At 70.5% G+C, this 24,751-nt stretch carries 18 protein-coding genes; 5 read left to right on the forward strand and 13 right to left on the reverse strand.

The features are described from left to right. Positions 1-28: 28 nt before the first annotated feature. The 4 genes from AB7J25_RS09405 to AB7J25_RS09420 form a co-directional block, all read right to left on the reverse strand. The gene (locus AB7J25_RS09405; RefSeq protein ID WP_428507197.1) at positions 29-1,474 is read right to left on the reverse strand and encodes a DUF2252 domain-containing protein; all 1,446 of its coding nucleotides are present in this window, start codon (positions 1,472-1,474) and stop codon (positions 29-31) included. Positions 1,475-1,556: 82 nt separating this feature from the next. Next, positions 1,557-2,429, reverse strand: a complete 873-nt coding sequence (locus AB7J25_RS09410) for an MIP/aquaporin family protein (protein ID WP_428507199.1) — start codon at positions 2,427-2,429, stop codon at positions 1,557-1,559. Between the two features lie 140 nt (positions 2,430-2,569). Then, complete coding sequence (locus AB7J25_RS09415) at positions 2,570-3,865, reverse strand: chloride channel protein (RefSeq protein ID WP_428507201.1); 1,296 nt, start codon at positions 3,863-3,865, stop codon at positions 2,570-2,572. Between the two features lie 63 nt (positions 3,866-3,928). Continuing rightward, entirely contained in the window at positions 3,929-4,606 is a 678-nt protein-coding gene (locus tag AB7J25_RS09420; RefSeq protein ID WP_428507203.1) for a GAP family protein, read from the reverse strand. Positions 4,607-4,727: 121 nt separating this feature from the next. On the opposite strand from AB7J25_RS09420, the gene AB7J25_RS09425 reads away from it, so the two are divergent. After that, positions 4,728-5,015, forward strand: coding sequence for a DUF2795 domain-containing protein (locus AB7J25_RS09425; protein WP_428507205.1), 288 nt, complete (start codon positions 4,728-4,730; stop codon positions 5,013-5,015). 47 nt (positions 5,016-5,062) lie between these two features. On the opposite strand, the gene AB7J25_RS09430 is transcribed toward AB7J25_RS09425, so the two are convergent. From AB7J25_RS09430 to AB7J25_RS09465, 8 genes are all read right to left on the reverse strand, one after another. Further along, entirely contained in the window at positions 5,063-6,325 is a 1,263-nt protein-coding gene (locus AB7J25_RS09430; RefSeq protein WP_428507207.1) for a serine hydrolase domain-containing protein, read from the reverse strand. 224 nt (positions 6,326-6,549) lie between these two features. Beyond that, complete coding sequence (locus tag AB7J25_RS09435) at positions 6,550-8,022, reverse strand: biotin carboxylase (RefSeq protein WP_428507209.1); 1,473 nt, start codon at positions 8,020-8,022, stop codon at positions 6,550-6,552. Continuing rightward, entirely contained in the window at positions 8,019-9,062 is a 1,044-nt protein-coding gene (speB, locus tag AB7J25_RS09440; protein WP_428507211.1) for an agmatinase, read from the reverse strand. Before speB ends, AB7J25_RS09435 begins: the two co-directional genes overlap by 4 nt. Before the next feature lie 28 nt (positions 9,063-9,090). Then, entirely contained in the window at positions 9,091-10,464 is a 1,374-nt protein-coding gene (locus tag AB7J25_RS09445) for a gamma-aminobutyraldehyde dehydrogenase (RefSeq protein ID WP_428507261.1), read from the reverse strand. A 65-nt stretch (positions 10,465-10,529) separates the two neighbouring features. Then, positions 10,530-12,497, reverse strand: coding sequence for a primary-amine oxidase (locus tag AB7J25_RS09450; RefSeq protein WP_428507213.1), 1,968 nt, complete (start codon positions 12,495-12,497; stop codon positions 10,530-10,532). A 3-nt stretch (positions 12,498-12,500) separates the two neighbouring features. Beyond that, entirely contained in the window at positions 12,501-14,036 is a 1,536-nt protein-coding gene (locus AB7J25_RS09455) for an APC family permease (RefSeq protein WP_428507215.1), read from the reverse strand. A gap of 362 nt (positions 14,037-14,398) precedes the next feature. Then, positions 14,399-15,685 (reverse strand): diaminopimelate decarboxylase, encoded by a 1,287-nt coding sequence (gene lysA / locus AB7J25_RS09460; protein WP_428507217.1) that lies wholly within the window; start codon positions 15,683-15,685, stop codon positions 14,399-14,401. 113 nt (positions 15,686-15,798) lie between these two features. Further along, a complete protein-coding gene (locus AB7J25_RS09465; protein ID WP_428507219.1) occupies positions 15,799-16,470 on the reverse strand; it encodes a GntR family transcriptional regulator in 672 nt (223 codons plus the stop codon). Between the two features lie 151 nt (positions 16,471-16,621). Between AB7J25_RS09465 and AB7J25_RS09470 the strand changes: the two genes are divergently transcribed. After that, positions 16,622-17,557, forward strand: coding sequence for a proline dehydrogenase family protein (locus tag AB7J25_RS09470; RefSeq protein WP_428507221.1), 936 nt, complete (start codon positions 16,622-16,624; stop codon positions 17,555-17,557). 64 nt (positions 17,558-17,621) lie between these two features. Then, positions 17,622-19,268 carry an L-glutamate gamma-semialdehyde dehydrogenase gene (pruA, locus tag AB7J25_RS09475; RefSeq protein ID WP_428507223.1) on the forward strand — a complete coding sequence of 549 codons (1,647 nt, stop codon included), beginning with the start codon at positions 17,622-17,624 and terminating at the stop codon, positions 19,266-19,268. A gap of 28 nt (positions 19,269-19,296) precedes the next feature. Here the strand turns inward: pruA and AB7J25_RS09480 are convergent, their stop codons facing one another. Continuing rightward, complete coding sequence (locus tag AB7J25_RS09480; RefSeq protein ID WP_428507225.1) at positions 19,297-20,745, reverse strand: threonine/serine ThrE exporter family protein; 1,449 nt, start codon at positions 20,743-20,745, stop codon at positions 19,297-19,299. A gap of 204 nt (positions 20,746-20,949) precedes the next feature. On the opposite strand from AB7J25_RS09480, the gene AB7J25_RS09485 reads away from it, so the two are divergent. Beyond that, positions 20,950-22,338, forward strand: coding sequence for an FAD-dependent oxidoreductase (locus AB7J25_RS09485; protein WP_428507227.1), 1,389 nt, complete (start codon positions 20,950-20,952; stop codon positions 22,336-22,338). Positions 22,339-22,359: 21 nt separating this feature from the next. Beyond that, entirely contained in the window at positions 22,360-24,750 is a 2,391-nt protein-coding gene (locus AB7J25_RS09490; protein WP_428507229.1) for an aldehyde dehydrogenase family protein, read from the forward strand. Position 24,751 lies beyond the last annotated feature (1 nt).

Below are 24,751 nucleotides of genomic sequence, written 5' to 3' on the forward strand. Positions count from 1 at the left end.
CCTCGTGCTCACGGTCCTCTGGTCATGGTCATATCTCGGTGGTCGCCTCGACCCTGCCGTCCTTGACGGCGGCCTGGAACGCCGCGTAGTCGCGTTCGTTCTGGTCGGCGTAGGTCTCGGCGAAGGCGGCGACCGCCCGGTCGAACTCGTCCGAGCCGCCGAGGTAGGAGCCCAGGGCGATGCGGTCGCCGGAGCGGGCATGGGCCCGCGCGAGGGTCCACCCGCACATGCGGGCGTACTCCTGCATGCCCGACGGACGGAGCTGCTCGATCGGCACGGAGAACTTCCAGTCCTTCAGCTGGCGCACGTAGAAGTCGCGGTCCACGCCGTCCGGCCCGGTCGTGTGGGTCCAGCCGAGGAGGATGTCGCTCTCCGCCTGCATCAGGCGCTGGCCGGCGACCACCCGCTCGCCCTCGTTGTGGTACTGGCTGCGGCCGCAGTAGGCCGCGAGCACCGACGGCTGGGCCTCCTTGGCCTGCAGGAACAGCGGTTCGGTTCCGTCCCCGCCGTCCATGAGCACGATCCACGCGCGGGTGCCGACGCTGCCGACGCCCACCACCTTGCGCGCACCCTGGACCACGGCGAAGTGTTCGAGCAGGTGCTTGCGGTCGGACTGCAGGGTGCGCCGGTACTTGCCCAGCATGGCGCGCAGCAGCCGGTAGACGGTGTCGATCTGCATGTCGGCGAAGACGTCCTCGATCGGCTCGATCAATGGCGGCTCGGTGATGATCCGTCGCCGGCCGTCGACCACCTCGGTGAGCTTGTTCAGTGCCTGCATGCTGTCGCGCGTATGCGCCTTGGCCACCATCTTCTCGGTGGTCTTGACCTGCTTCGATTTCATCTGCGACCGGAGCCGGCTGACGGTGTCCTCGACGTCCAGGTACGCGTACCACACGTCCATGAAGTGCTGCTCGGCGAACGACCGCATCGCCGTCCGGTATCCCTCGACCGCCGACAGCACGATCGCACGGCGGTCCTTCCCGCCGAACTCGTTGTCCCGGCCCGCCACGGCCAGGCTCGCCGCCAGCCGTTTGACGTCCCACTCGAACGGCCCGGGCAGCGTCTCGTCGAAGTCGTTGACGTCGAAGACCAGCCGCCGCGACGGCGAGGCGAACGCCCCGAAGTTGGACAGGTGCGCGTCACCGCACAGTTGCACCCGCAGCCCCGACCTCGGTGTTCCGGCGAGGTCGGCCGCCATCGGAAGGGCCGCGCCACGGAAGAACGTGAAGGGCGAGACCAGCATCCGCCCGTGGCGGATCGGTACCAGCTCCGGCACCCGGCTCTCGGCCTGCTCCAGCAGGAGACCGACCGGATCGCGCGACGCGCCCGGCGTGAACTCCGCGTGCGACCCGAGCGGGGCCGCGGCCCGGGCATCCTTGCCCCGGGCGACCCGGTCGATGTGGGTCAACCGCTCCGCGCCCTCGCCCGGTGCATCGCCGGACGCCTGCGCAGCACCTGCACTCCTCGCCGCCATGACGGCCCCCCTCTCGTTGCTCGTGCCGACCAGCGGCACGCGTCTCGTCGCGGGGCGGACCAGACCCGCACCGGCGGCGGGCTCAGGAACGCGGCCGGGGGCCCGGACGCCAGCTCACGCCGAGCGAACCCTCCGCGGCCGCCACCCCGCTGCGGCCGCCGCCGGCGCCCCGCAGGACGTGCGCGAAACCCACCGCGACGACCGCGCCCGCCAACGGCCCGACGAGGTACGCCCACCACGACGTCCAGTCGCCGAGTACGAGGGCGGGTCCGAGGGAACGGGCCGGGTTCATCGACGCCCCGCTGACCGGCGCCCCCCACAGCCCGGCGAGGGCGATGTAGCTGCCGACGCCGATGGCCGCCAGCGGCCCGATCTGCTGGGCACCCGACGCGGTGCCCAGGATCACGCTCACCAGGCCGACGGTCAGGACGAGCTCCCACAGCATCGCCGTGGTCGTCGAGATGCCCGCACCGGGCAGGGTCAGGCCGGCGCTGCCCTGCTTGCCGAGCAGGGCCCACAGGAGCAGCGTGGCGAGGATCGCGCCGACCACCTGGGCGACGATGTACGCGGGTACGCGCTTCCACGGGAAGTCGCCGCGCAGCGCGAAGGCGATGCTCACCGCCGGGTTCAGGTGCGCCCCGGAGACCGTCCCCATGAACAGGATGATCGCCGCCACCATCAGCGCCGGCGCCACCACGCGCGCGCCGGACGGGACCGCGTCGTCGCCGAACAACGCGTTCACCATTCCGCCGCCGACGGCGACGAGCACGAGGAAGAACGTGCCCAGCAACTCGGAGAACAGCCGCCGCCCCTCGTAGCTGTTGTCCCAGAAGTCGAACTCGCCGGCCACCGAGTTCGGCTGCCCGATGGACCGCAGCGCGATCTCGGCGTGGCGAGCCGCATCGCGCCGGTCCGACTCCGATGGTGTAGCCGGCCCGTCGGGCTCGTTGCTCATCTCGCACCCCTCGACCACCTCTGGGACACCCACCTGCGTCAGGGCGTTGACGCACCGTGATGCCTCACCACCAGGCCAGGATCGTCGCGGTACCCCGCCGTGTCATCACCCCGGGAGGACCAGGAGGTCCCCGAGACCGCTCAGTTCGGCGTCGCCGGTTCCCCTCCCGTCGCGCGCACCTCCCTGCGGCGTGCGACGAGGTACTTCACCGCCTCCATGGTCAGGAACGCGGTGACGACGGCGATCAGGATCGGCGCGGTCTGCAGCGCGCCGACCTGGGTGAGGAACGCGGCGAGCAGCACCATCGTGAACGGCGCGGCCACGAGCGCACCCGGAACGGCGGCGAGCATGCAGGTGAACGCCAGACCCAGCGGCACGGCCGGGAACACCGCGTGCACCAGGACGCCCACGGTTCCGCCGACGAACAGCGCGGGGAAGATCGGCCCGCCGACGAACCCGCTCGCCTGGCTCACCGCGAACGTGAACTGCTTGGCGATCACGAGGGCGACGAGCAGTCCCACGCCCAGCGTCCCCGCATGCTCCAGCACGGTCGTCAGCTGGTCGCTCCCGGTGAACATCGTCAGCGGCAGCACCACGCCGACGAGCCCGAACAGCACCCCGCCGATCGTCGACCGCACGATGCCGGGGAGCTTCACCAGCTCGAACAGCCGTGACATCCCTTGGACGATCACCACCATCATCGTCACCACCAGCGCCGCGAGCACGCCCAGCGGGATCCCCACGAGCAGCTGCCAGTCCTCGTAGGCGTACGAGGGCACCTGGTAGGCGTCGACGAACACCGCACCGGCGATGGTGAAGTAGATCCCGAACGAGACGCTCGACGAGACGACCCCGCCCACGAGGGCCTTGACGAACCGGCGGCCACCGGGGCGGGCGAGCTCGAGGATGAACATCACGACGATCACCGTGCTGGAGAACAGCCCGCCGTACGCACCGCCGAAGCCGGACAGGGTGCACAGCCGCGAGTCCTCTGAGCTGAGCCTGCGCCGTTGGGAGAGCCAGGTGCCGACCCCGCCGCCCATCGTGCCCAGCGCCTTCTCCGGACCCAGGCTGGCGCCACCGATGAGCGACACGGCCGAGACGACCACGATCCCCGGGACCAACCGCGGTTCGACGTGCCCGTCCTGCACGTCGTCGACCAGGCCGGGGAGCTCCTCGGGCAGGTGCATCAGGCGACGCGCGAGCCCCACGAGGACACCGGCCCCCGCGGTGACCGCCACCCACCACCACTGCCCGCCGAACCAGCCCGGATCGGCATCGTCGTACCAGCCGCCCCCGAACCCGATCAGTCCCATGAACACCAGACCGGCGAGCGCGCCGAACACCCCGAGGGCGACCGCGTACCCCATGAGCATCCAGAACTCGCGGTTCTGGGTGACCGGCGGCGACGGCGCGGGCTCGGGCGACGCACTCATGTCGAGCTCCCCATCAGACGATCTCCTCGCAGTCGACTCTCTTCGGCCCGAGACCTGCCGCGGTCAGCGCTGAACCTCGACGATGCCCCGCACGATCAGGTACACGCCCAGGAGACCGAACACCGTGATCAGGATCTGGTGCTGGTGGCGCCAGATCCAGTCGCTGACCCGCCGCAGGAACTTCTGGAGCTCCGCAGACCTCCTCGCGGCCAGCACCAGGGCCGTCAGCGGCATCGCGAACCAGATCACGTTGTAGACCAGTACCTGGAAGATCCGGTTCGTGTTGCTCGACGTGCTGGCGGTGATCGCGCTGAGTGCGGCGAGGTACAGGATTCCCGGCACGTGGGTCAGCACGCCGACGAGGGCCGCGCGGGGCGCGGACAGGTCGGCGAGCTGGCGGCCGAGCCACGTCTCGGACTCGCCTGCGGCCTGGTTGCGCCGGCGGCGACGCGTCGGCGTCGACACCCATCCGCTCAGCAGCCCTCCGGCGTAGCCGAGCGAGATCGCGCCGAGGACGAGAGCGATCGCCGCATGCACCTCGTCCGGGGCCTCCGCCACGACCGACACGCCCAGGAGGGCGACCAACGCGACGCCGACCCCCACGCTGAAGATCATCCCGGCGACGATGTAGGCCGCCAGCAGCCGCGTCGGCCGCGCGGCCGAGAGCATGGCGTAGACCGACGCCACACTGGTCGGGCGGATGACCGACGTCAGAGCAAGGACCAGCGCATCCAGACTCACGCAGCCATGCTGGTCGGGCCGGGCGGCGCGGGCCTCACCCGCGGGGGGCTACGCGGACCTCAGTTCGCTTGGTATTTCAAGCGCTGATGCGTAGTATCTCACTCCTCACGAGGAGGTCGACATGGATGAGCGGCTCCGGCGCCTGCGTGCCGTTCTCGCCAGCCAGAAGTTCCCCGCCGAACGCTGGGAACTGCTCGCCGCCGCGGAGTTCTACGGCGCCGACGCACGGACGCGGGCCGAGCTGCGGGCCATCCCGGTGGGTCGCTACTCGACGATCGCCCAGGTCGCGGAGGCAGCACGTGTCGTCGCGCGGTCGGCCGCCGAGTCGCAGACGCCCGGCGACGGCCGGCCCGGCGTCCGTCCGGATCTCTCCGCCACCGACGACGTGAGTCGCCCCATCGTGATGTAGCCGGTGGTCGGGAACCGGTCGACCGCGGAAACGTGCGTCGTGGCAGCTCAGTTCGCCGTGGAGCGCCCGCGCGACAACCCGGCGGCTACTCCGGGCGGCCCCGGCCGCAGGTGCGGGAACTGCATCGGGTGCCCGGCCAGCGCCGCCGCGGCGGCATCGAAGGCGTTGAGCGTGTCGTGGAGCATCGTGGGTGACTGGGGCACCGGCCACGACGAGGTCTTGGCGGCGACCGTGCCCGTGACGGGATCGACGTACAGCATCTGACCGTTGATGCCGAGACACAGCAGTACGTCGCCGTGCGCCCGCGGCAGGAACCAGAACTGATTGCGGTACCAGCCGCCGGGAAGGTAGGGCCCGTCGACCGAGTCGGCGAAGGCCTGGCGCACGTCCGGGTCGGGGTTCCACGACGCGGTCAGCCAGTCGGCGGGGACGACGCGGTGGCCCCCGGCGACTCCGTCGGCCAGCAGCATCACCCCGAACCGGGCGAGGTCCGCCGTGGTGGCGTTCATCCCACCGTCGTGCATCGCAGCGCCGAGGGCGTCGCAGGTGATCTCGGCGTCGAGTTCGGCGCCGAGCGGGGTCCAGACGATCTCCGCGATCAGGTCGGCCATCCGGATGCCGGACGCCCGCTCACACACCCAGCCCAGCACATCGGTCTCACAGGACCGGTACTCGAAGACCCCGCCGTGGTCACGGGTCGCGACGAGCGTCGCGAGGTAGGCGTAGGTCGACTGCGGGACGTCGTGGGTGGCCGGCCTCCACATGGCGGCCTGCTCGAACACGCGCACCTCGGCATCGGGGTCGGTGTACTGCTCGCTGAACTTGATCCCCGAGCGCATGTCGAGCAGGTGGCGCACCCGCGCGCCGCGATAACCGCTGGTCGACAGCTCCGGCACGTGGTCGGTCACGAGCTGGTCCGTGGACAGCACCCCGCGATCGACGAGGTTCGCAGTGACGCAGCCCACCAGCGACTTCGTGATCGACATCAGGAGATGGGGGGTGTAGCGGTCGGTCTGGGCCCCGTACCGCTCGAAGACCATACGGCCGTCGTGCACGATGACGACGCCATCGGTGTAGGTCGCATCCAGCACGGCGTCGACGGTCGACACCGTCCCGTCGCTGCGGGCGGTCGCGACCGCCCCGAGCGGCTGCGGGGCGGGAGGGAGGGACATGACGCCGCCGCGGCCCCGGGAGATCCGCTGTGTGGGCACGATCTCGCGCAGGTGGGAGAACGCCCAGCGGTTATAGGGCGGTTCCTGCCAGTTGGCCAGCGTGACGCGGGCCGAGGGGGGCGGCGGAAACCCCTGCATGAGCATAACGCCGACGGTATCAGGAGACCGTTGCGGGAGATGCGGCAGTCCATTCTTCGACGCCCGGAACCGCCCCGGCGTGCAGTGTTGCGGATGAATACCTACATTGCCGGCCGGCTCGATATTTCTCGGCAACGCTGTGCCGACATGTTTCCTCGGCTCGCCACCCTCATTTCCGGGAATCGAACTTCCACCACGGCGCCTCGTGCGGGAATGCGCCGCGATCAGTCATACGACGAACCTTTCACATAGCTGATCGGTACGGGATCGAGCGGCTCGTCGACGGGTGAGCTGGCGTACTGCGCCCGCACCCCGTCGATGATCCGATGGCAGCGCTCGGTCAGCTGGGGCTCGTCGGTCTGCAGGCGGCCTTTCGTCACCAGCACGCCGAGGTCGGCGCCCTTGAACCGGTAGTCGCCGGGCCCGTAGACGCGCAGGAAGAAGCATTCGCTCTCGTCGTGCAGCTCGTGCCAGTCCAGGGCGACGCGGCGGAAGCTCAACTTGCCGTCGTCCCCGAGGTGCCATTGCCCGGTCCTGGGCGCGGCGTCGATCCGCTCCACGACGTCGGTGGGCTCTTTCATGATCAGCTGGCTCCAGACGTCGACCGCGGCCAGCTCCCGCCACCGTTCGTTGATCTCGTCGACATCGAAGCGAGCGTCGACGTCGTAGTACTCGAGCAGGTGGAAGAGGAACAGCGGCAGGTCGGCATACGCGCCCGCGGTGACGTTGGTCATCGACGACGCGCCGGAGATCCGGGGGTTGAGCTCGCCCAGGTACACCTCGTCGGTGTCCAGGTCCACGAGCACGTCGACCTCGAAGAAGCCGCGGTACTCCTCGTCGGCGAGCCGGTCACCGAGCCTGCGGACCAGGTCGATCGCGCGGGCCCGGTGGGCGTCGGACAGTGCGTCCGGGTAGAGGTCGTTGCCGCACCAGCCGCCCTTGTAGGGGGTGAGCTCGGGGTAGCCGGTCAGGTCGGTCATGAACGGGCCGACGATCGTGCCGTTGCTGGTCAGCACCGCTTCCACCGCGGCCGCCCTGTTGTTGATCCGCTTCATGACCTTGACCTCCTGGCCGACGATGTCGTCGGCGTGGCGGTCCCAGTCCTCCTCGGCCGACAGGAAGAACGTCGTCTTCCCACTGTCGCCGTAGGCGGTCTGGACCACCAGGTCGGTGCCGAGGCCCGCGTCGGTGGCGACCTTCACCAAGGACTCCCAGGAGCCGACCTCGGCGATCACGTTCGGCACGCTCGGCGCGCCGGCTTCGTTGCCCAGCCTCGTCGTCGTCAGCTTCGAGTCCAACCTCGTGCGGAGAGCGTGCGAGGGGAGGATGAGCTCGTAGCCGAGTTCGCGGCAGATCTCCTCGGTCTCGGCGTCGAAGAACACCATCGCCACCTTCGCGGGACCACTGCGGCGGGCGATGAACTCCTGGACCTCGGGATCGCGCAGCAGGTAGTTGTTGATCTCCTCGCTGCTCCGGAACTCGACGTACGGCTTGTTGCGCGGGGTGAACACCCGCGGGTGGGCACCGTCCCAGGAGTCGTAGTAGGCGATGTAGTTGAAGTTCCGCACCCACCGGTCGAGGCCGAGCAGGTTGAACGCGGTCGCCCCGACGAAGTAGACGGGCTCCTCGTTGGTCCGGAAGAACGTGCGGATCTCCGGGATGTTGCGCAGCAGGCGCCTGCCGGACGTGGTGGTCATGGCGATTCCCTCCGCCCGCCCGTTTCCGGCGCGCTGGTCCGTCCCTCCAGGAGGGTCGACGGGATGTCGGCCCACGTCTTGCCCGTCCGGCGGAAGGCGATGCCGGACAGGACCTCCAGCACGACCCGGTTCGCCAGGAATGCCGTGACGTCCGCGCTGTCGTACGGCGGCGACACCTCGACCACGTCGATGCCGACGAGCGGCAGCTCGATCGCGATCCTGCGCACGGTGTCGAGCAGCTGACGGGCGGTCAACCCACCCGGCTCCGGGGTTCCCGTGCCGGGGGCGCTACCCGGGTCGACGACGTCGATGTCGACCGAGAGGAACACCCCGTCGCAGTCGTCGACCGCGATCGCGAACGCCTCGGCGAGGCAGGTGTCCAGCCCGCGGCGGACGATCTCGGCCATCTCGAACGAGCGCATCCCCTGCTCGGCCATCCAGTCGAGGGTCGGCGGCTCCGGCCAGTAGCCGCGCAGTCCGATCTGGAGGAACCGGTCGCCGCGGGTGGCGCCGGACTCGATGAGCCGCCGCATCGGCAACCCGTGGCCGATCAGCGACCCGAACTGCTCCTCGCCGGTGTCGGCATGCGCGTCGAAATGGATCACCGAGACCCGGCCCCACCCGACCGCGTGCGCGACGCCCGTGACGTCCGGCCAGGTGATCGTGTGATCCCCGCCCAGCACCAGGGGGATCGCGCCCGCCTCGGCCGCCGTCCGCACCGCGTTCTCGAGCCGATCCAGCGGCGCGCGCCCCTCCACACCGGCCATCTCGATGTCGCCTGCGTCGCGAATCCGCAGGTCGCGCAGCGGATCGACGCGCAGTGCCAGGTGCGGGCGGGATCCGTCATGGGGCAGGTAGTCCGTGCTCCGGATCGCCTGCGGGCCGAACCGGGCGCCCGCCCGGTAGGAGGCCCCGGCGTCGTACGGCGCGCCGATCACCACGATGTCCACGTCCCGCAGTGACTCGGGGTCGTCGATATCGCATCGATCGACCCCGAGGAAGGTCACGTCAGGGCCGAACATCCCGCCGAGTCGCGCCATCGCCGCCCCCGTCCGCTGCCCGAACGGCTCAGTCCAGAGCCGACATGACGTGCTTGATGCGGGTGTACTCCTCGAACGAGTACAGGGAGAGGTCCTTGCCGTAGCCCGACTGCTTGAAGCCCCCGTGCGGCATCTCGGCCACCAGCGGGATGTGGCAGTTGACCCACACGCAGCCGAAGTCCAGCAGCCGCGACATGCGCAGCGCGCGCTGGTGGTCCCGGGTCCAGACGCTCGACGCCAGGCCGTACTCCGTGCCGTTGGCCCACCGCACCGCCTCGTCCTCGTCCTCGAACGGCTGCACCGTGATCACCGGTCCGAAGATCTCGGTCCTGATCAGCTCGTCGTCCTGGTGGAGATCGTCGACGATCGTCGGCGGGTAGAAGTAGCCGCGGTCCCCGATCCGCTCCCCGCCGGTGATGACCTTGGCGTGCGTGGGCGCACGTTCGACCAACCCGGCGACGTGGCCGAGCTGGCGCTCGTTGTTGACCGGCGGGATGTAGAACGCGTCGTCGTCCGCCTCGGCGTTGGACAGCTTGATCTGCCGCGCCTGCTCGACGAGCGCTTCGGTGAAGTCGTCGTGCACCCGCCGGGAAGCCAGCACCCGGGTCGCCGCCGTGCAGTCCTGCCCCGCGTTGAAGTAGCCGGCCACCGCGATGCCCTCGGCCGCCGCCGCGAGGTCCGCGTCGTCGAACACCACGACCGGCGCCTTTCCGCCGAGCTCGAGATGGGTGCGCTTGACGGTGTCCGCGGCCGACCGGGCGACCGCCTTCCCGGCCTGCGTGCTTCCGGTGATCGAGACCATCCCCGGGATCGGGTGGCTGACCAGGGTGGCGCCGGTGTCGCGGTCGCCGCAGACCACGTTGAACACGCCGGCAGGCAGGATGTCGGCGAAGATCTCCGCCATCGCGACGGTGCTCGCCGGAGTGGTGTCCGAGGGCTTGAGCACGAGCGTGTTGCCCGCGGCGAGGGCCGGTGCGAACTTCCACACCGCCATCATCATCGGGTAGTTCCAGGGCGCCACCGAGCCGATGACCCCGACCGGCTCGCGCCGGATCCACGACGTGTAGCCGGACATGTACTCGCCCGTCGACCTGCCCTCCAGGAGACGGGCGGCGCCCGCGAAGAACCGGATCTGGTCGACCATGGGCGGGATCTCCTCGCTCATGGTGAGGCCACGGGGCTTGCCGGTGTTCTCGGACTCGATCGCGACGAGCCGTTCGGCGTTCGACTCGATCGCCTCGGCGAGCTTGAGCATGTAGCTCATCCGCTCGCTGGGCGTGGTGTCCCGCCAGCCGTCGACGAAAGCGCGCTGCGCCGCCTGACAGGCGGCGTCGATGTCGTCCGGGCCCGAGCGCGGCGCCGTCGCATAGACCTCGCCGGTCGACGGGTTGATCACGTCCATGCTCGCGTGACTCGCCGCGCCGGTGAACGTGCCGTCGATGAAGTTGTGCAGTTCGCGCTTGCCTGTCACCGGTCTTCCCCTTCGTCTGAGCTGCCGTCGTGCGACGCCGTGCACGCCGAAGGCGGGGACGGGGCGACGTCCAGCGCCGGGTTGCGGGCGAAGAAGCCGAACGGCTTCAGCCAGAACGACACCGTGTCGACGGGCATCACCGGCCACTCCTCCATCCGCGTGATGTGGTGGAGCCCGAAGACGTACCAGAGCACGACGTCGGTGTCGTCGATCGACCGGTCCTGGGCCGTCCAGACCGGCAGCCCGGTGTCCTCGGCGCTCTGGTTGACGAACTCCCCGCAGGGCCACCGCTCGTCCTGCGCGTACCGGGTGGCCCACAGCGTGTGGCCGATCACCTCTGCCCGCCGCAGCACCGGCGACGACGGATCGATCATGGCCGGGAAGCACGCTCCCGGGACGAGCTTGTACCCGACCGGCGTGCCGAGCCGGTTGGTCACCCCCGGGTTGACCACCTTCCAACCCCGTTGGGTCTCCCAGCGGTAGTCCTGGCGTCCCTCCCGCTCGGTGCGCAACGGCACCTCGCGTGCGACCAGCGCCAGGCCGTGCGGGTTCTCCGGTCCGACCGGCAGTGCCTCGGACTCGGTCATGTAGACCAGGTTGTCGGGGCCGTCGACGTCGAGGTCCAGGCGCGCCACGATGAAGTGCTGGTGGAAGGGCGCGTACGTGCGCTCGTCGACCTGCGTCCCGTACGGCGGCTTGCTGCCCTCGGCGAACGGCGTCGTGACCATCAGCCCGGTGGCGCGCACCTCGCACTCGATGTTGCCGTCCTGGTAGAAGCGCCAGTAGACGAGGTACTCGTAGTTGGCGACGGTGAAGTGCGCCGAGATCACGAGCCTGCGCGAGCGCCGGACCTCGGCGGCCGGCGGGTCGACGTGCTTCCAGAGGACCGCGTTGTCCTCCTCGTGGATGCACACCGCGTTCTCGATGGTGTACGGCTCGCCGCGGCTGTCGTGCAGCACGGCGTCGACGTACCGGATCTCGCCCAGGCAGTCGCAACCGAGCTTCAGCGAGGTGGTCATGAAGCCGAGGCCCCACTCGCCGATGTCGAAGGCGGTGCGCCGGTAGTGATCGACGGTCGGGTCGCGGTACGGCACCACCATCTCGGCGAAGGACATGCGGTGCGCGATGGACCGGACCCTGCCCTCGTCCTCGTATCCGACGCAGTGCAGCACCACGCCCTCGCGGTAGTTGAAGCCGAGGCGCATCCGCCAGCGCTGCCAGCGGAGCTCGTAGCCGTCCACCGTGAACGACACACCGTCGGGCTGGCTGATCTCCAGCGGCTTCAGGTCGTCGCGCTGTTCGAGCCCGGGGACGTGCTCGGACACGTACTCGCCCATCACCGGTGGCGGCTCGACGGCACCGGTGTCCTCGACCTCGAGGAGCGTCATGGAGTTGAGATCGACGACGAAGTGCAACCCGCTGACGTGGTGCGCGTAGGCGTTGCGGCCCGCGGCGTCCCGGTGCCACACATCGCACCAGCCGATCCGCCTGCCCCGGTACTGGTCCGGGATGAGGGCGTCGCCGTACGTCCACATGTCGATGTGCACGGTCGAGGTGTCGGTGATGCCCCGGCGGGCCAGCGCCTCGACCACCAGCGGGTCCTCGACGAGCTGCTCCGCGCACTCGTGCCACTCGTCCACGGTGGCGTTCGGCTGGACGCCGGGCAGGTGCTGCCAGGACACGACACGGTCCTCGGTCAGCGACACCAGCGCCTTGTACACGTCGCCGCTGCCGCGATCCCAACACACGACGATCGCTTCGCGGACGATCGGATCGGCGGTCCGGTAGGCCGCCACGAGCTCCTTCGGCGGCTCGTTCAGCTCGATCGACGCGATCCGCCAGCGGTCGGTCACCCCCTGGTCACGACGCAGGATGGTGACGGTCGCCCGGAACTCGTCCGCGGACAGCGGGTCCAGCGGATGGCGGGCCTGGGTGTGCGTCTGCGCCGAGGTCGTCGCGGACATCGCCTAGTCCTCGACGATCAGCGAGGGCGTGTCGTGCTTGAGCGTCTCGCCGCGGAAGAAGGCCGGATCGATCATCCGCCAGACGAGCATGAGCACCGCGCCGAGACCCAGGATGCCCACCGCCAGGATGAAGACGAGTCCGACGCCGCCGATCGAGGCTCCGCTGCCGTATCCCGGGTCGAAGCTGTCGCGCACCGAGATGTAGAAAACCCACGCGAGGATCGCGCCCCCGACCAGCGGGCAGAGCAGCTTGAACACGATGCTGCTCGCGTTGGTGAACAGCTCGCGTCGGAAGTACCAGACGCACGCGAACGCGGTGAGCCCGTAGTAGAAGCAGATCATGATGCCCAGGCTGGCGATCGTGTCGTAGAGCACGCTCTCGCTCAGGAACGTGAGCACGGCGTAGAAGACGGCGGTCCCGACCCCGGCCGCGATCGTCGCGAACGACGGGGTGTGGAAGCGCGAGTGCATGTGGGCGAACCGGGTGGGTATCGCCCGGTAGGCGCCCATGGCGAGCAGGGTGCGCGAGGCGGGGATGAACGTGGTCTGCAGGCTCGCCGCGCTGGAGGCGAGTACGGCGAGGAACAGCAGCAGCGCGGGCCAGGAGCCCATCACCGGCTCGGCGAGCGCGCCGAAGACGTTGTCCGAGGTCTCCTCGTTGGCCAGGCCGAGGCCCTCGGACCCGACCCCGGCGTAGACGATGGCCGCGATGGCGACCAGCAGGTAGGTCATCAGGATCGCCACGACGGCGACGAGGGCGGCCCGCCCCGGTGTCTTGTCGGCGTCCTTGCTCTCCTCGTTGACCGTCAGGCAGACGTCCCAGCCCCAGAACGCGAAGATCGATCCGGTGAGCCCTGCGACGAACGCACTGAGCTCGAGGCCGGTGAACGGGTTGAGCCAGTCCAGGCTGAACGGGGTGAATCCCGGCGAGCTCGGGGCGCCGATGAACGCCATGATCACGAACAGCGCCAGCACGATCATCTGGAACCCGACCAGTACGACCTGCACGTGGATCGTGGTGGTGATCCCGCGGTAGGCGATGTAGGTGGCGATCGCCACGAACGCCAGGCAGGTGGCGACGTTCACGACCTTGTTCGTGGCCAGGTCGGCGATCGCCTCGTTGTTGAAGAGGCGGGCGATGAACAGGTAGAAGAACGTGACGGCGACCCCGGCCAGGTTCGACAGCACGATCACCGTGGCGATGACCAGTCCCCAGCCGCACATCCAGCCGACGTAGGTACCGAAGGCCTTGGTCGCCCAGGTGAAGGACGTACCGCAGTCCGGAGCGACCCGATTGAGCTCCCGGTAGGCGTACGCGGTGAGCAGCATGGGGATGAATCCCGCGATGAAAATCGCCGGCATCTTCAACCCGACGGCGAGCACGACCAGACCGAGCGTGGCGGTCAAGGTGTATGCCGGTGCCACCGACGAGATGCCGAGTGTCACGCCGGACCACAGGCCCACTTGTCCGTGCGAGAGGCCTTTGTCCTTCAGATCCTGCTCGGGAGCATGGTGCGGATCATGTGCCTCGATCGTCATGGTCGCTTACCCCCTTCCCCCGCGCACACGGCGCTGAAGGATCGGTGGTTTCGGAGCCCGAGAGATGCGGGGCGTGACGGCCACAAGGGACCGGGGACGCCCGGCCTGCCAGGGCCTCGGTCACCCAAAGAGAGCCGAACGCACGCAGCAGTGGCGCCCCCCTTTGGTGCCGGTGCCGTGACTATAGGCGGGTCCAACTCGGCTGGGTAGCGGACAAACCGGCGAACGGACTGCTCCTTACCTGGGTGGATGTACCGGTTCGTGTCGTGGCGTGTACGCGGAGGAACTGGACGAGCCGGAGACCGGTACTGCGCTTGCCACTTCCGCGCAGCAAACCGCTGAGGAATGGCGAGTCCGGTGGCTCACTCGACGTCGCGCGCGGAGAGTTCCTCCCACGTCTCCCGTCGGACGACGAGCCGGGCGACGCCGTCGTTCGCGAACACCACCGGGATGCGGCGGGCTCCGTTGTAGTTGTTGGACATGGTGAAGCAGTAGGCGCCGGTCGCCGGGACCGCCAGCAGGTCGCCCACCGCGGGAGCGACGAGATCGATGCCGTCGATGAGCACGTCGCCGCTCTCGCAGTGCCTGCCCACCACGATGACCTGCTCCGGCGACGGTCGTGTTCCGGCGACGCTCCCGCCTGGCGCGTCGAGCCGGTCCACGATCCCCGCTTCGAAGCGCTGCGCGAACAGGGCGACCTCCAGGTTGTCGCCCATGCCCCCGTCGACGGCGACGAAGGTGTGCGCACCGCGTTTCACCGTGGTGACCCGGTAGAGCGTGGCCGCAGCGCTCGCCACCATGCTGCGCCCCGGCTCGATCACGACGTGTGCGCCAGCTGGCAGGTGCTGCCGGGCCGCGCCGATCAGCGCGTCCAGGTACTCGCCGACGGTGGGCGGGTGGTCCGAGTAGGTGTAGCGGGCACCGAGACCGCCGCCCAGGTCGTAGATCTCGAACTCGCCGAGCGCGGCGACCGGCGCCACCGAGTCCGCGAACGGCTGGGTGTCCAGGATCTGCGAGCCGATGTGCACATGCACGCCGCGCATCGTGAGCCGGTCGCTGCGCTCGATCCGCGCGATGAGCTCTCCGGCCGCCGATGGCGAGAGGCCGAACTTCGAGCCCTCGTGGCCGGTCATCACGTGCGCGTGCACGTCGGCCGTCACGCCCGGGATGACCCGGACCAGCACGTCCTGGTTGCCGCCCCTCGGCACCAGTTCCTCGAGCCGGTCGACGTCGTCGGGCCCGTCGACGACCACCAGGCCGATGCCGTGCTCGACGGCCAGCGTCAGCTCGTCGACGCTCTTCGCATTGCCGTGCAGCACGATCAACGCAGGATCGACGCCGGCCTTGAGGGCCGTGCGGATCTCGCCACTGCCTGCCACGTCGAGGCCGAGGCCCTCCTCCACCATGACCCGCTGCACTGCTGTGCACGGAAACGCCTTGGAGGCGAACACCACCCGCGAGCGCGGCCAGCGCGCGGCGAGCTCGGTCGAGTACTCGCGCGCCCGGGCGCGCAGCGCCTCCTCCGCGACGACCAGGACAGGTGTGCCGAACTCCGCGGCGAGCGCCTCGGCGCGGCAGCCCGCGATCGTCAGCGTGCCGTCCGCGGTGACGGCGCTGCCGGGCGGGAAGAGCTCCAGCAACTGGCTCATTTGGGCCTGATCGTGCCACCGACGACGGCGTCACGCGAGATGTCCGAACGAAGCGGTGGCACCTCGACCGGTGCCGGCTCGCCCGCCATGCCGTCGACGAGAGGACGGCGGTGTCAGCCCGGCGCGTCGAGCGTGTCCCTGATCCGCGCCTTCGCACTGAGCAGCGACTCGCGGGTGATCGTGGCCGCCGCGGCGCTGTCGTGCGCCCGCGCCGCTCCGACGATCCGAGGCTGGAACGTCCAGAGCGTCTCGTCCGACGACGCCACCGCGCGGCGGGCACCGACGATCTTGTACACCCGGCACCGCTGCCAGAGACCGCGGATCATCTCGACGAGGACGGGGTTGCCCCCGGCGGAGTAGAGGAGCGTGAGCATCGCTTCGTCGTGGTTCAGTGCGTCGACGATGCGGCCGCCCTCGACGGCGCGCGTGATGTCGCCACACAGCTGCCACATCCGCGTACAGGCCTCCGGCGACACCACGGCACCACCGAGGCGGGCCGCCTCGGATTCGAGGAGGATCCGCACGTCGTAGATGTGCTCGAGCTCGGTCAGTGTCAGCCCCTTGACCACCGCACCCTTGTGCGGCACCCGCTCGGCCAGGCCGGCCTCCTCGAGGCGGCGGATGGCCTCTCGGACGGGCATGACGCTCGTGCCGACCTGCAGGGCGAGGTCGCGCACCCGCAGCCGCGAGCCTGCGGGCAGCTCGCCGCTCATGATCGCCTCGTGGATGGCCGTGAAGACCCTGTCGGTGAGGAGGGACGGCTCTTCCAGGCGGGTCACGGCCACAGGGCGACGCTACCGGAGGGCGGTGACGGGAACGCCGACGCGAAGGCATTGATTTGATCTGTGATCACATCTTAGAGTGACCACCCCGGCTGGGCGCCCATCCGATCGTGGTGGTCCGTGCGCCGGCATCGACAGCTCGGTGCATCCCGCGATGCCCGTCGACCCCGAGGTGACAATGATCAAGCGCCTTCTTCTCGTCGCGTCGACCAACAGGCGGCTCGAGAAGCTGATGAGCACCAGCCCGCTGGCCCGCGGGCTGGTCAGCCGCTACGTGGCGGGCGACACGCTGCAGGAGGCCATCGCCGTCACCCGCGAGCTGAGGGCCCACGGGATCGACGTCAGCCTGGACCTGCTGGGCGAGACCGTGGACGACCTGGCCGAGTCCGCGATCGCGACCAAGGCCTACGTCGAGGCCGTCCGTGCCATCGCCGAGAACCGCCTGGGTGCGACGGTGTCGGTGAAGCTGTCCCAGCTCGGCATCGGCCTGGATCCCGCGGTCTGCGCCGACCACCTGGACGAGCTGCTGAGAGCGGCGGCAGAGGTCGGGGTACCGGTCGAGATCGACATGGAGCACAGCTCGGTGGGCCCGGCGACGCTCGAGGCGTTCCGTGCGGCCGTGCACGATCACCCCGGCACCCGGATAGCGATCCAGGCCGCGATGCGCCGGACACCCGGCGACCTGGAGTCCTTCACCGGCGTCACGCCGCGCATCCGCCTGGTCAAGGGCGCCTTTCTCGAGCCGATCGAGAAGTCGCTGCAGGAGCGCAAGGAGATCACCGCCCAGTACCGGTACCTCGCCGACTGGGCGCTGGTCAACCTGCCCGACCCGGCCTTCGGCACGCACGACGACGCGTGCATCGACCACGTCAAGCGCTCGGCCGACCGGCTCGGCATCGCTCGTCGCGACTTCGAGTTCCAGATGCTCCACGGCGTGCGGCGCGACGTGCAGCGCGCGCTCGCCGAGGAGGGCTACCGGATCCGCGTCTACCTGCCCTACGGCATGCAGTGGTACCCGTACCTGATGCGCCGCATGGCCGAGCGGCCGGCGAACCTCCTGCTGTTCCTGCGCTCCCTCGTCAGCGGCTGAGCGCCACCTCCGCCCGTCGGGCGACCACCCCACCCATCACCTGCTCCGTTCCCGAGGTAGACCCATGAACCAGCCATCCGTCTCCGTCGCCGGCAACCTCCGCATGACCGCACCGGTGAACGAACCCGTCCGCGGCTACCGTCCCGGCTCGTCCGAGGCCGTCGCCCTGCACGCCGAGCTCGACCGCGTCCGCGGGCAGATCCGCGAGCTCCCGAACGTGATCAACGGGGAGCGCGTCCCGCTCGGTGCGACCGTTGACGTCGTCGCTCCACACGAGCACGCGACCGTGCTCGGCCGCTTCTCCCCCGCCGACTCCCGTCAGGTCGACGCCGCGATCGCGGCCGCGCTCGGGGCCCGGCCCGACTGGTCGCGGACGCCGTGGTGGGACCGGGCGGCGGTGCTGCTCCGTGCCGCAGAGCTGGTGGGCGGCACGTACCGCGACGAGCTCCTGGCGACGACGATGCTCGGCCAGTCGAAGACGTTCCACCAGGCCGAGATCGACGCCGCGTGCGAGCTGGCCGACTTCTTCCGCTACAACGCGCACTTCGCCGCGCAGATCTACGAGACGCAGCCTCCGTCGCCGCCCGGGGAGCTCAACTACCTGGACCAGCGCGGGCTCGAGGGCTTCGTGCTGGCCATCACCCCGTTCAACTTCACCGCGATCGGCGGGAACCTGCCGACCACGGCCGCGCTGATGGGCAACACGGTGGTCTGGAAGCCGTCCGAGAAGTCCGCGCTGAGCAGCGACGTGGTGATGCGGGTCCTCGAGGAGGCGGGCCTGCCACCCGGAGTGATCAACCTTGTGCACGGGTCGGGCGCCGACATCGCCGACCGCGCGCTCGCCGACGAGAATTTCGCCGGGGTGAGCTTCACGGGATCGACCGCGGTCTTCCGTGGTCTGTGGAAGAAGATCGGGACCAACATCGACCGCTACCGCGCCTACCCGCGCATCGTCGGCGAGACCGGCGGCAAGAACGCGGTCGTCGCCCATCCCTCGGCCGACCCCGAGGCCCTCCTCGTCGCCCTCGTGCGGGGCGCGTTCGAGTACCAGGGCCAGAAGTGCTCGGCCGCGTCGCGCGCCTACCTGCCGCGCAGCCTGTGGCGGGACCTGGAGGGCCGGCTCGCCGACGTGGTCGCCTCCCTCGAGGTCGGCGACGTCACACGGCACGAGACGTTCGTCGGCGCGGTCATCGACGAGGCGGCGTCACATCGCCTCCGGTCGACCATCGACGCGGCCAGGGCACTGTCCGGGCACCGGATCCTCACCGGTGGCACGGTGCGTACGGAGACGGGTTGGTTCGTCGACCCGACGGTGTTCGTCACCGAGGACCCGACGTCGTTCCTGATGTCCGAGGAGTTCTTCGGCCCGCTGCTGACCGTGCACGTCTACGACGACGCCGACTGGGACAAGGTCCTGCACCAGGTCGACACCGCCAGCGACTACGCACTCACCTGCTCGATCTTCGCCGGCGACCGCCGGGCGATCGGCACCGCGCTGGACGCCCTGCGCGACACCGCCGGCATGACGTACGTGAACGACAAGCCCACCGGCGCGCTGATCGGCCGCCAGGCCTTCGGCGGCGGCCGCGCCTCCGGCACCAACGACAAGGTCGGCTCACCGCTGGCCCTCCAGCGGTGGGTCAACGCCCGCTACGTCAAGGAGAACTTCGCGCCGTCCCACGACTGGACCTACCCGTACATGGGTCGGTGACGCGGCGCGCGGGCCGCGCCCGACCGGTTCAGGGCACGGGCCGCGAGCCGTGGCCGAACCCGGGGCCGTCGGCAGGCTCCTCCCGGGGACGGGTGGCCGGCTCCGCGACGTCGGGTGCGGGGCGGGGCCGCGCGATGAACTGCCCGAGCGCCACGCCTGCGGCGAGGGCGAGCCCGATGGCCAGCGCGAGCGTGATGGTGACCAGGCCGTTCGCCGCGTCCTCCGCCTGTGCGGAGGCCAGCTGGTAGAAGCCGCGGTACGCAGCGAGGCCGGGGAGCAGCGGGATGATCCCGGACAGGATGATCACGTGCCGGTGCACCCGTGCACCGCGGCGGAACAGCTCGCTCGCCACGCCGACGACGACGGCGGCCAGCCCGGTCGCCACGACGGGACCGATGCCCGGGAACTGGGTGAGTGCCCCGTAGGCGGCCCAACCGATCCCGCCCGCCAGCGCGGCCGCGGGCAGCGAACGCAGCGGCGCGTAGCAGGCGAGGGCGGCCATGGCGGCCGCGGTGGCCGCCGCGAAGGTCGAGATCCCGAACCGGCCCACGTCGGCGACCACCAGCTCGGCGGGATCGAGGGTGAGCCGCAACGCGATGCCCACCTTCAGCCCGAGGATGACACCGGTGAGCAAGCCTGCCGACAGCACCGCGACCTCGACGGCCCTTCCGGCCGCCGTGACGACGTGGCCGGAGACCGCGTCCTGCACCGTACCCACGACCGAGAACCCCGACAGCAGCACGGTGATACTCGCCGCGATCACCAGCGACGGCTCGGTTCCCGGTGGCAGAGCGCCGACCGCGAGCAACCCGAGGGTGGAGACGGTGGCCACCAAGCCACCGATCATCTGCAGGAAGAACGGTGCGACACCCCAGCGCGCCAGCAGGCGGCCGACGCGGTCGATGACGGCGGTGACGAGGAACGCCGTCAACCAGATCACCGGTGGCCCACCCAGGAGCAGCGCCACCGCGGCCGCCAGCCCGGCCCATCCGGCGGTCGCCACCCAGCGCGGGAACGGATGGGACGCCGCGACCGCCTCGGCCAGCGCGGCGTCCGCCGCTCGTACGTCCATCCGTCCGCGGACGACCTGGTCGACGATGCGGGTGACCAGGTCCAGCCGCGTGAGGTCGGTGGTGCGGTAGCGCACCAGCCGCATCGACAGCACGGACGGGGCCGTCCGCTCCCGGTGGCAGCACATTGTGATCGAGGTGAAGGTGATGTCGACGTCGACCGTGGTCAGGCCGCACGCCGCTGCCAGGCGCGTCATCGTCGCCGAGGTGTCCGCGGCGGCTTCGCCGCTGGACAACAGCACCTCGCCGACCCGCATGCACAGGTCGAGCACCCGCAGCACGTGTTCGTCCGACGGGCCGCCCGGTCCGACCGGCTGCAGCAGTGGGGCGGTCGGCGGCCCGCCCCGCAGCATCTCGCGCGCCTCGCGGCGCAGGGCGTGACGGAGCCCACGATCGAACCGTGTCATGGCACGGGCGCGCAGGTCGATCCGGATGAACCGTCGCGGCGTTCCACTGGCTGCAGCTCCACTCGTTGACGTGCGCTCCACAGCCACCCTCTCATCCTCGAGCGGGGCGGCTTCCGGGCCCGTTGACGCGGCGCTTTCCGGTTCTCTACATTACGGAGGTATATCAGCGGGATGTTAGAGCGCGGCTGCAGGGGAGTTCGGCCTATGAAGGACGTCGTCGTGGTCGGAGGCGGCCTCGCCGGCCTTGCCGCCGCATGGCGGCTGCGACACTGGGACACGGTGCTCCTGGAGTCCGGCAGCCGAGTGGGCGGTCGCATCCGATCCGAGCGGCGCGGCCGGTACTGGCTGAACTGGGGCGGGCACGTGTTCGCCGGGCCCGGGTCCACCACCGACGCTCTCCTCTCCGAGGTCGGCATCGCTGCGGCGCAGGTACCCGGCTCGCTGGCGGGCGTGGCGATGAACGGCAAGCTGCTGATCAAGGGGCAGGTCCCCGCCTACCCGTTCCGCATCCCGATGCCGCTGTCGTCGCGCATCGCGTTGGTCAAGGCCGGCCTCAAGGTGAGCGCACAGGTCCTGCGGTACGCACGCCTCGTGCGCAGGCGCCCCGGTGAGGACCCGGCCCTGCGCCAGCAACGGATCTACGACTTCGAGAACGGCCGCAGCTTCCGGGACTTCGTGGGCGACCTGCCCGAGGACGCGGGTGCGCTGTTCTACCCGACGGTCACCCGCTCCGCCGCGGACCCGCACGAGATCGCCGCCGGTGCCGGGATCGGCTACTTCAGCCTCGTGTGGAACATCGGTCAGGGACTGAGCCGGGGCATCATCGGCGGTCCGTCCACCCTGACCCAGGCCGTCGCGACGGCTCTGGGCGACCGCGTGCAGCTCGGCGCCGAGGTCGCCGAGATCGTGCACACGAAGCGCTCCGTCGTAGTCCGGTACCGGCAGGACGGCCGCGACAGGGAGGTCGAGAGCCGCTTCGTCGTCCTGGCCACACCGGCCCCGGTGAGCCGAGGAGTCGCCGTCGACCTCCCACCGGACGTCCGCGATGCCCTCGGCAAGGTGGTCTACGGGCCCTACGTGAGCGCGGCGTTCCTCACCGGGGAGTCCGCGCCACAGCCCTGGGACGCCGCATACGGGATCGCCACGCCGAAGCGGTCGTTCAACATCGTGCTGAACCAGGCGAGCCTCGTCCGGGGCAGCGAGTCGACGCGGCAGCCGGGCAGCAGCATCATGACGTTCTCCCCCGCCGGCCTGGCACGGACCCTGCTGCCGAAGAGCGACGAGGAGATCCTGCGCATCTACACCGAGGACCTGAACCACGTGCTCGGTGCGGGTTTCGGCGGCTCCGTCGTCGAGGCGCAGGTCCAGCGCTGGGAGACCGGCGCCCCCTACTGCTTCCCTGGTCGCGGTGCGCTCCAGCCCACGCTGATGCGTCGGGGCAGCCGGGTCCTCCTGGCAGGTGACTACCTCGGAACCCTCTACACCGAGACCGCCGTCCAGACCGGCTTCTCGGCCGCGCAGGAGGCCGCGAGCCTGCTCGCCACGGAACGCCAGCAGCGCGCGGTCCGCGGCCTCCCGCTGGTCGCGGGCTGAATCCCACGAGGAGAGACACAGATGACAGTGCAGCTGCGCGGGATCCTGACCGCGCTCGCCACCCCGTTCGCCGCGGACGACAGCGTCGACGTGACACGGCTCACGGCCGTGGTGGACCGGTCCGTCGACGGCGGGGTGCACGGGGTCGTGGCGTGCGGCTCCACCGGCGAGTTCACCGCTCTGAGCAGCGACGAGCGCCGCCTGGTCGTCGAGACCGTCGTCGACCAGGCCGCCCGTCGCGTGCCGGTGATCGCGCAGACCGGGGCCACGAGCACCGCCGAGGCCATCCGCCTGTCCCGCCACGCGCAGTCGGCGGGCGCCGACGTGATCATGCCGGTGGCCCCCTACTACGAGCCGCTGTCGGTCGAGGAGACGCTGACCTACCTGCGCGCCGTCGCGGGATCGGTCGACATCCCGGTGATGATCTACAACCTCCCGGTGGCGACGGGGGTCGACCTCGATCCGGACGTCGTCGGCGCGCTCGCCCGCGAGGTCGGGAACATCCGCTACATCAAGAACACGACGACCGACATGGCCCAGTCGGCCGCGCTCATCCACAACCACGGCGACGTCCTGTCGACGTTCGTCGGCTGGGACAGCCTGCTCCTTCCGGCCCTGGTGGAGGGCGCCGCCGGGGTGATGGCGGGCACGGCGAACGTCGTGCCGAGGGAGCTCGTGGCCGTCTACGACGCGGTGCAGGCAGGCGATCTCGAGGAGGCCCGTCGGGTGTGGGCACGCATCCACCCCCTCATCGACGCGATCATGAACGTGCCCTTCGTCGCGGCGGTCAAGGCGGGCATGGCGGCGACGGGCTTCCCCGTCGGCGTGCCGCGCGCCCCGGTCGCCGAGCTCGACCCCGACGCGGCCGCGCGCATCACCACCCTCGCGAAGGAACTGCAGATGTCCGCTCCGAGGACGACGAGTTCACCGGCGGTGCGCCGGGCCGACGTCCCCGGCGGCCTGCTGCGGGCCGGCGACCTCCCGCCCGGGCGGCACTTCATCGACGGGGCCTTCCGGCCGGGCAGGTCCGGCACGTCCATCGACGTGATCGACCCGAGCTCCGGGAGCACGATCACCCGGGTCGCCGAGGGTACGGCCGAGGACACCGACCTCGCGGTGGCGGCCGCGGCCACGGCCCAGGCCGCGTGGGGCAGGCTGACGCCCAAGGAGCGCTCGGAGCTGCTGCACCGGGTCGCCGACCGGGTCGCGGAGAACGCCGATCTCCTCGCCCGGCTGGAGTCGGCGAACACCGGCAAGCCGCAGGCCGTCGCGCAGGACGACGTCGCACAGACCATCGACACGTTCCGGTTCATGGCCGGGGCGCTGCGCGCGCCCACGTCCGCTGCGGCGGGCCGCTACGCCGAGGATCACCTGTCGATCATCCTGCGCGAGCCGCTGGGCGTCATCGGGGTCGTGACCCCGTGGAACTACCCGCTGCTGATGGCCGCCTGGAAGCTGGCACCGATCCTGGCGGCGGGCAACACCCTGGTCGTCAAACCGTCGGAGCAGACCCCGCTCACCACCCTGAAGTTCGCGGAGCTGGTGGCCGACGTCCTGCCGGCCGGTGTCGTCAACGTCGTGACCGGCTACGGCCCGGTGGTCGGCGCCCGGCTCGCCGAGCACCCCGACGTCGCCATGATCGCGCTCACCGGTTCGGTCCGCAGCGGGAAGGCGGTCGCCCGCGCCGCGGCCGAGTCCCTCAAGCGCGTCCACCTGGAGCTGGGCGGCAAGGCCCCCGTGGTCATCTTCCCGGACGCCGACCTGGCGGCGGCCGCCTCCGCGCTGCGCGCCGCCGGGTTCTGGAACTCCGGTCAGGAGTGCGGGGCCGCCTGCCGCGTGCTGGTCCACGAGTCCGTGGCGGACGAGTTCGCCCGACTGCTCGTCGCCGAGGTCGCCACGATGGTCGTCGGCGAGCCCGGGGCGGGCGAGGACGTCGAGATCGGCCCGTTGACGTCGAAGGCCCACTTCGACCGGGTGACCGGCTACCTGGAGCGCGCCGAGGCGGACGGGCTGCGCGCCGCGATCGGTGGCGGGCCGCTGGCGGGTGACGGCTACTTCGTCGCCCCGACGGTGCTGGTCGACGTGCCGGACGGTGCCGAGGTCGCCCGTGAGGAGATCTTCGGTCCGGTCGTGACGATCGAGACCTTCACCGCGGAGGACGAGGCGGTGACCCGCGCCAACTCCGTGCCATACGGCCTGTCGGCCTCGGTGTGGACCAACGACGCCCGGCGCAGCCACGACGTCGCCTCGAAGCTGGACGCCGGCACGGTCTGGGTCAACGCGCACCTGGTGCTCGCGAACGAGGTTCCGTGGGGCGGGTTCAAGGGCTCCGGCTACGGCCGCGACCTGTCGATCTACGCGCTCGACGACTACTCCCGCACCAAGCACGTCATGCACAACGTGGGGAGGTGAC

Source organism: Pseudonocardia sp. (assembly GCF_050246655.1).
Classification (GTDB): Bacteria; Actinomycetota; Actinomycetes; order Mycobacteriales; family Pseudonocardiaceae; genus Pseudonocardia.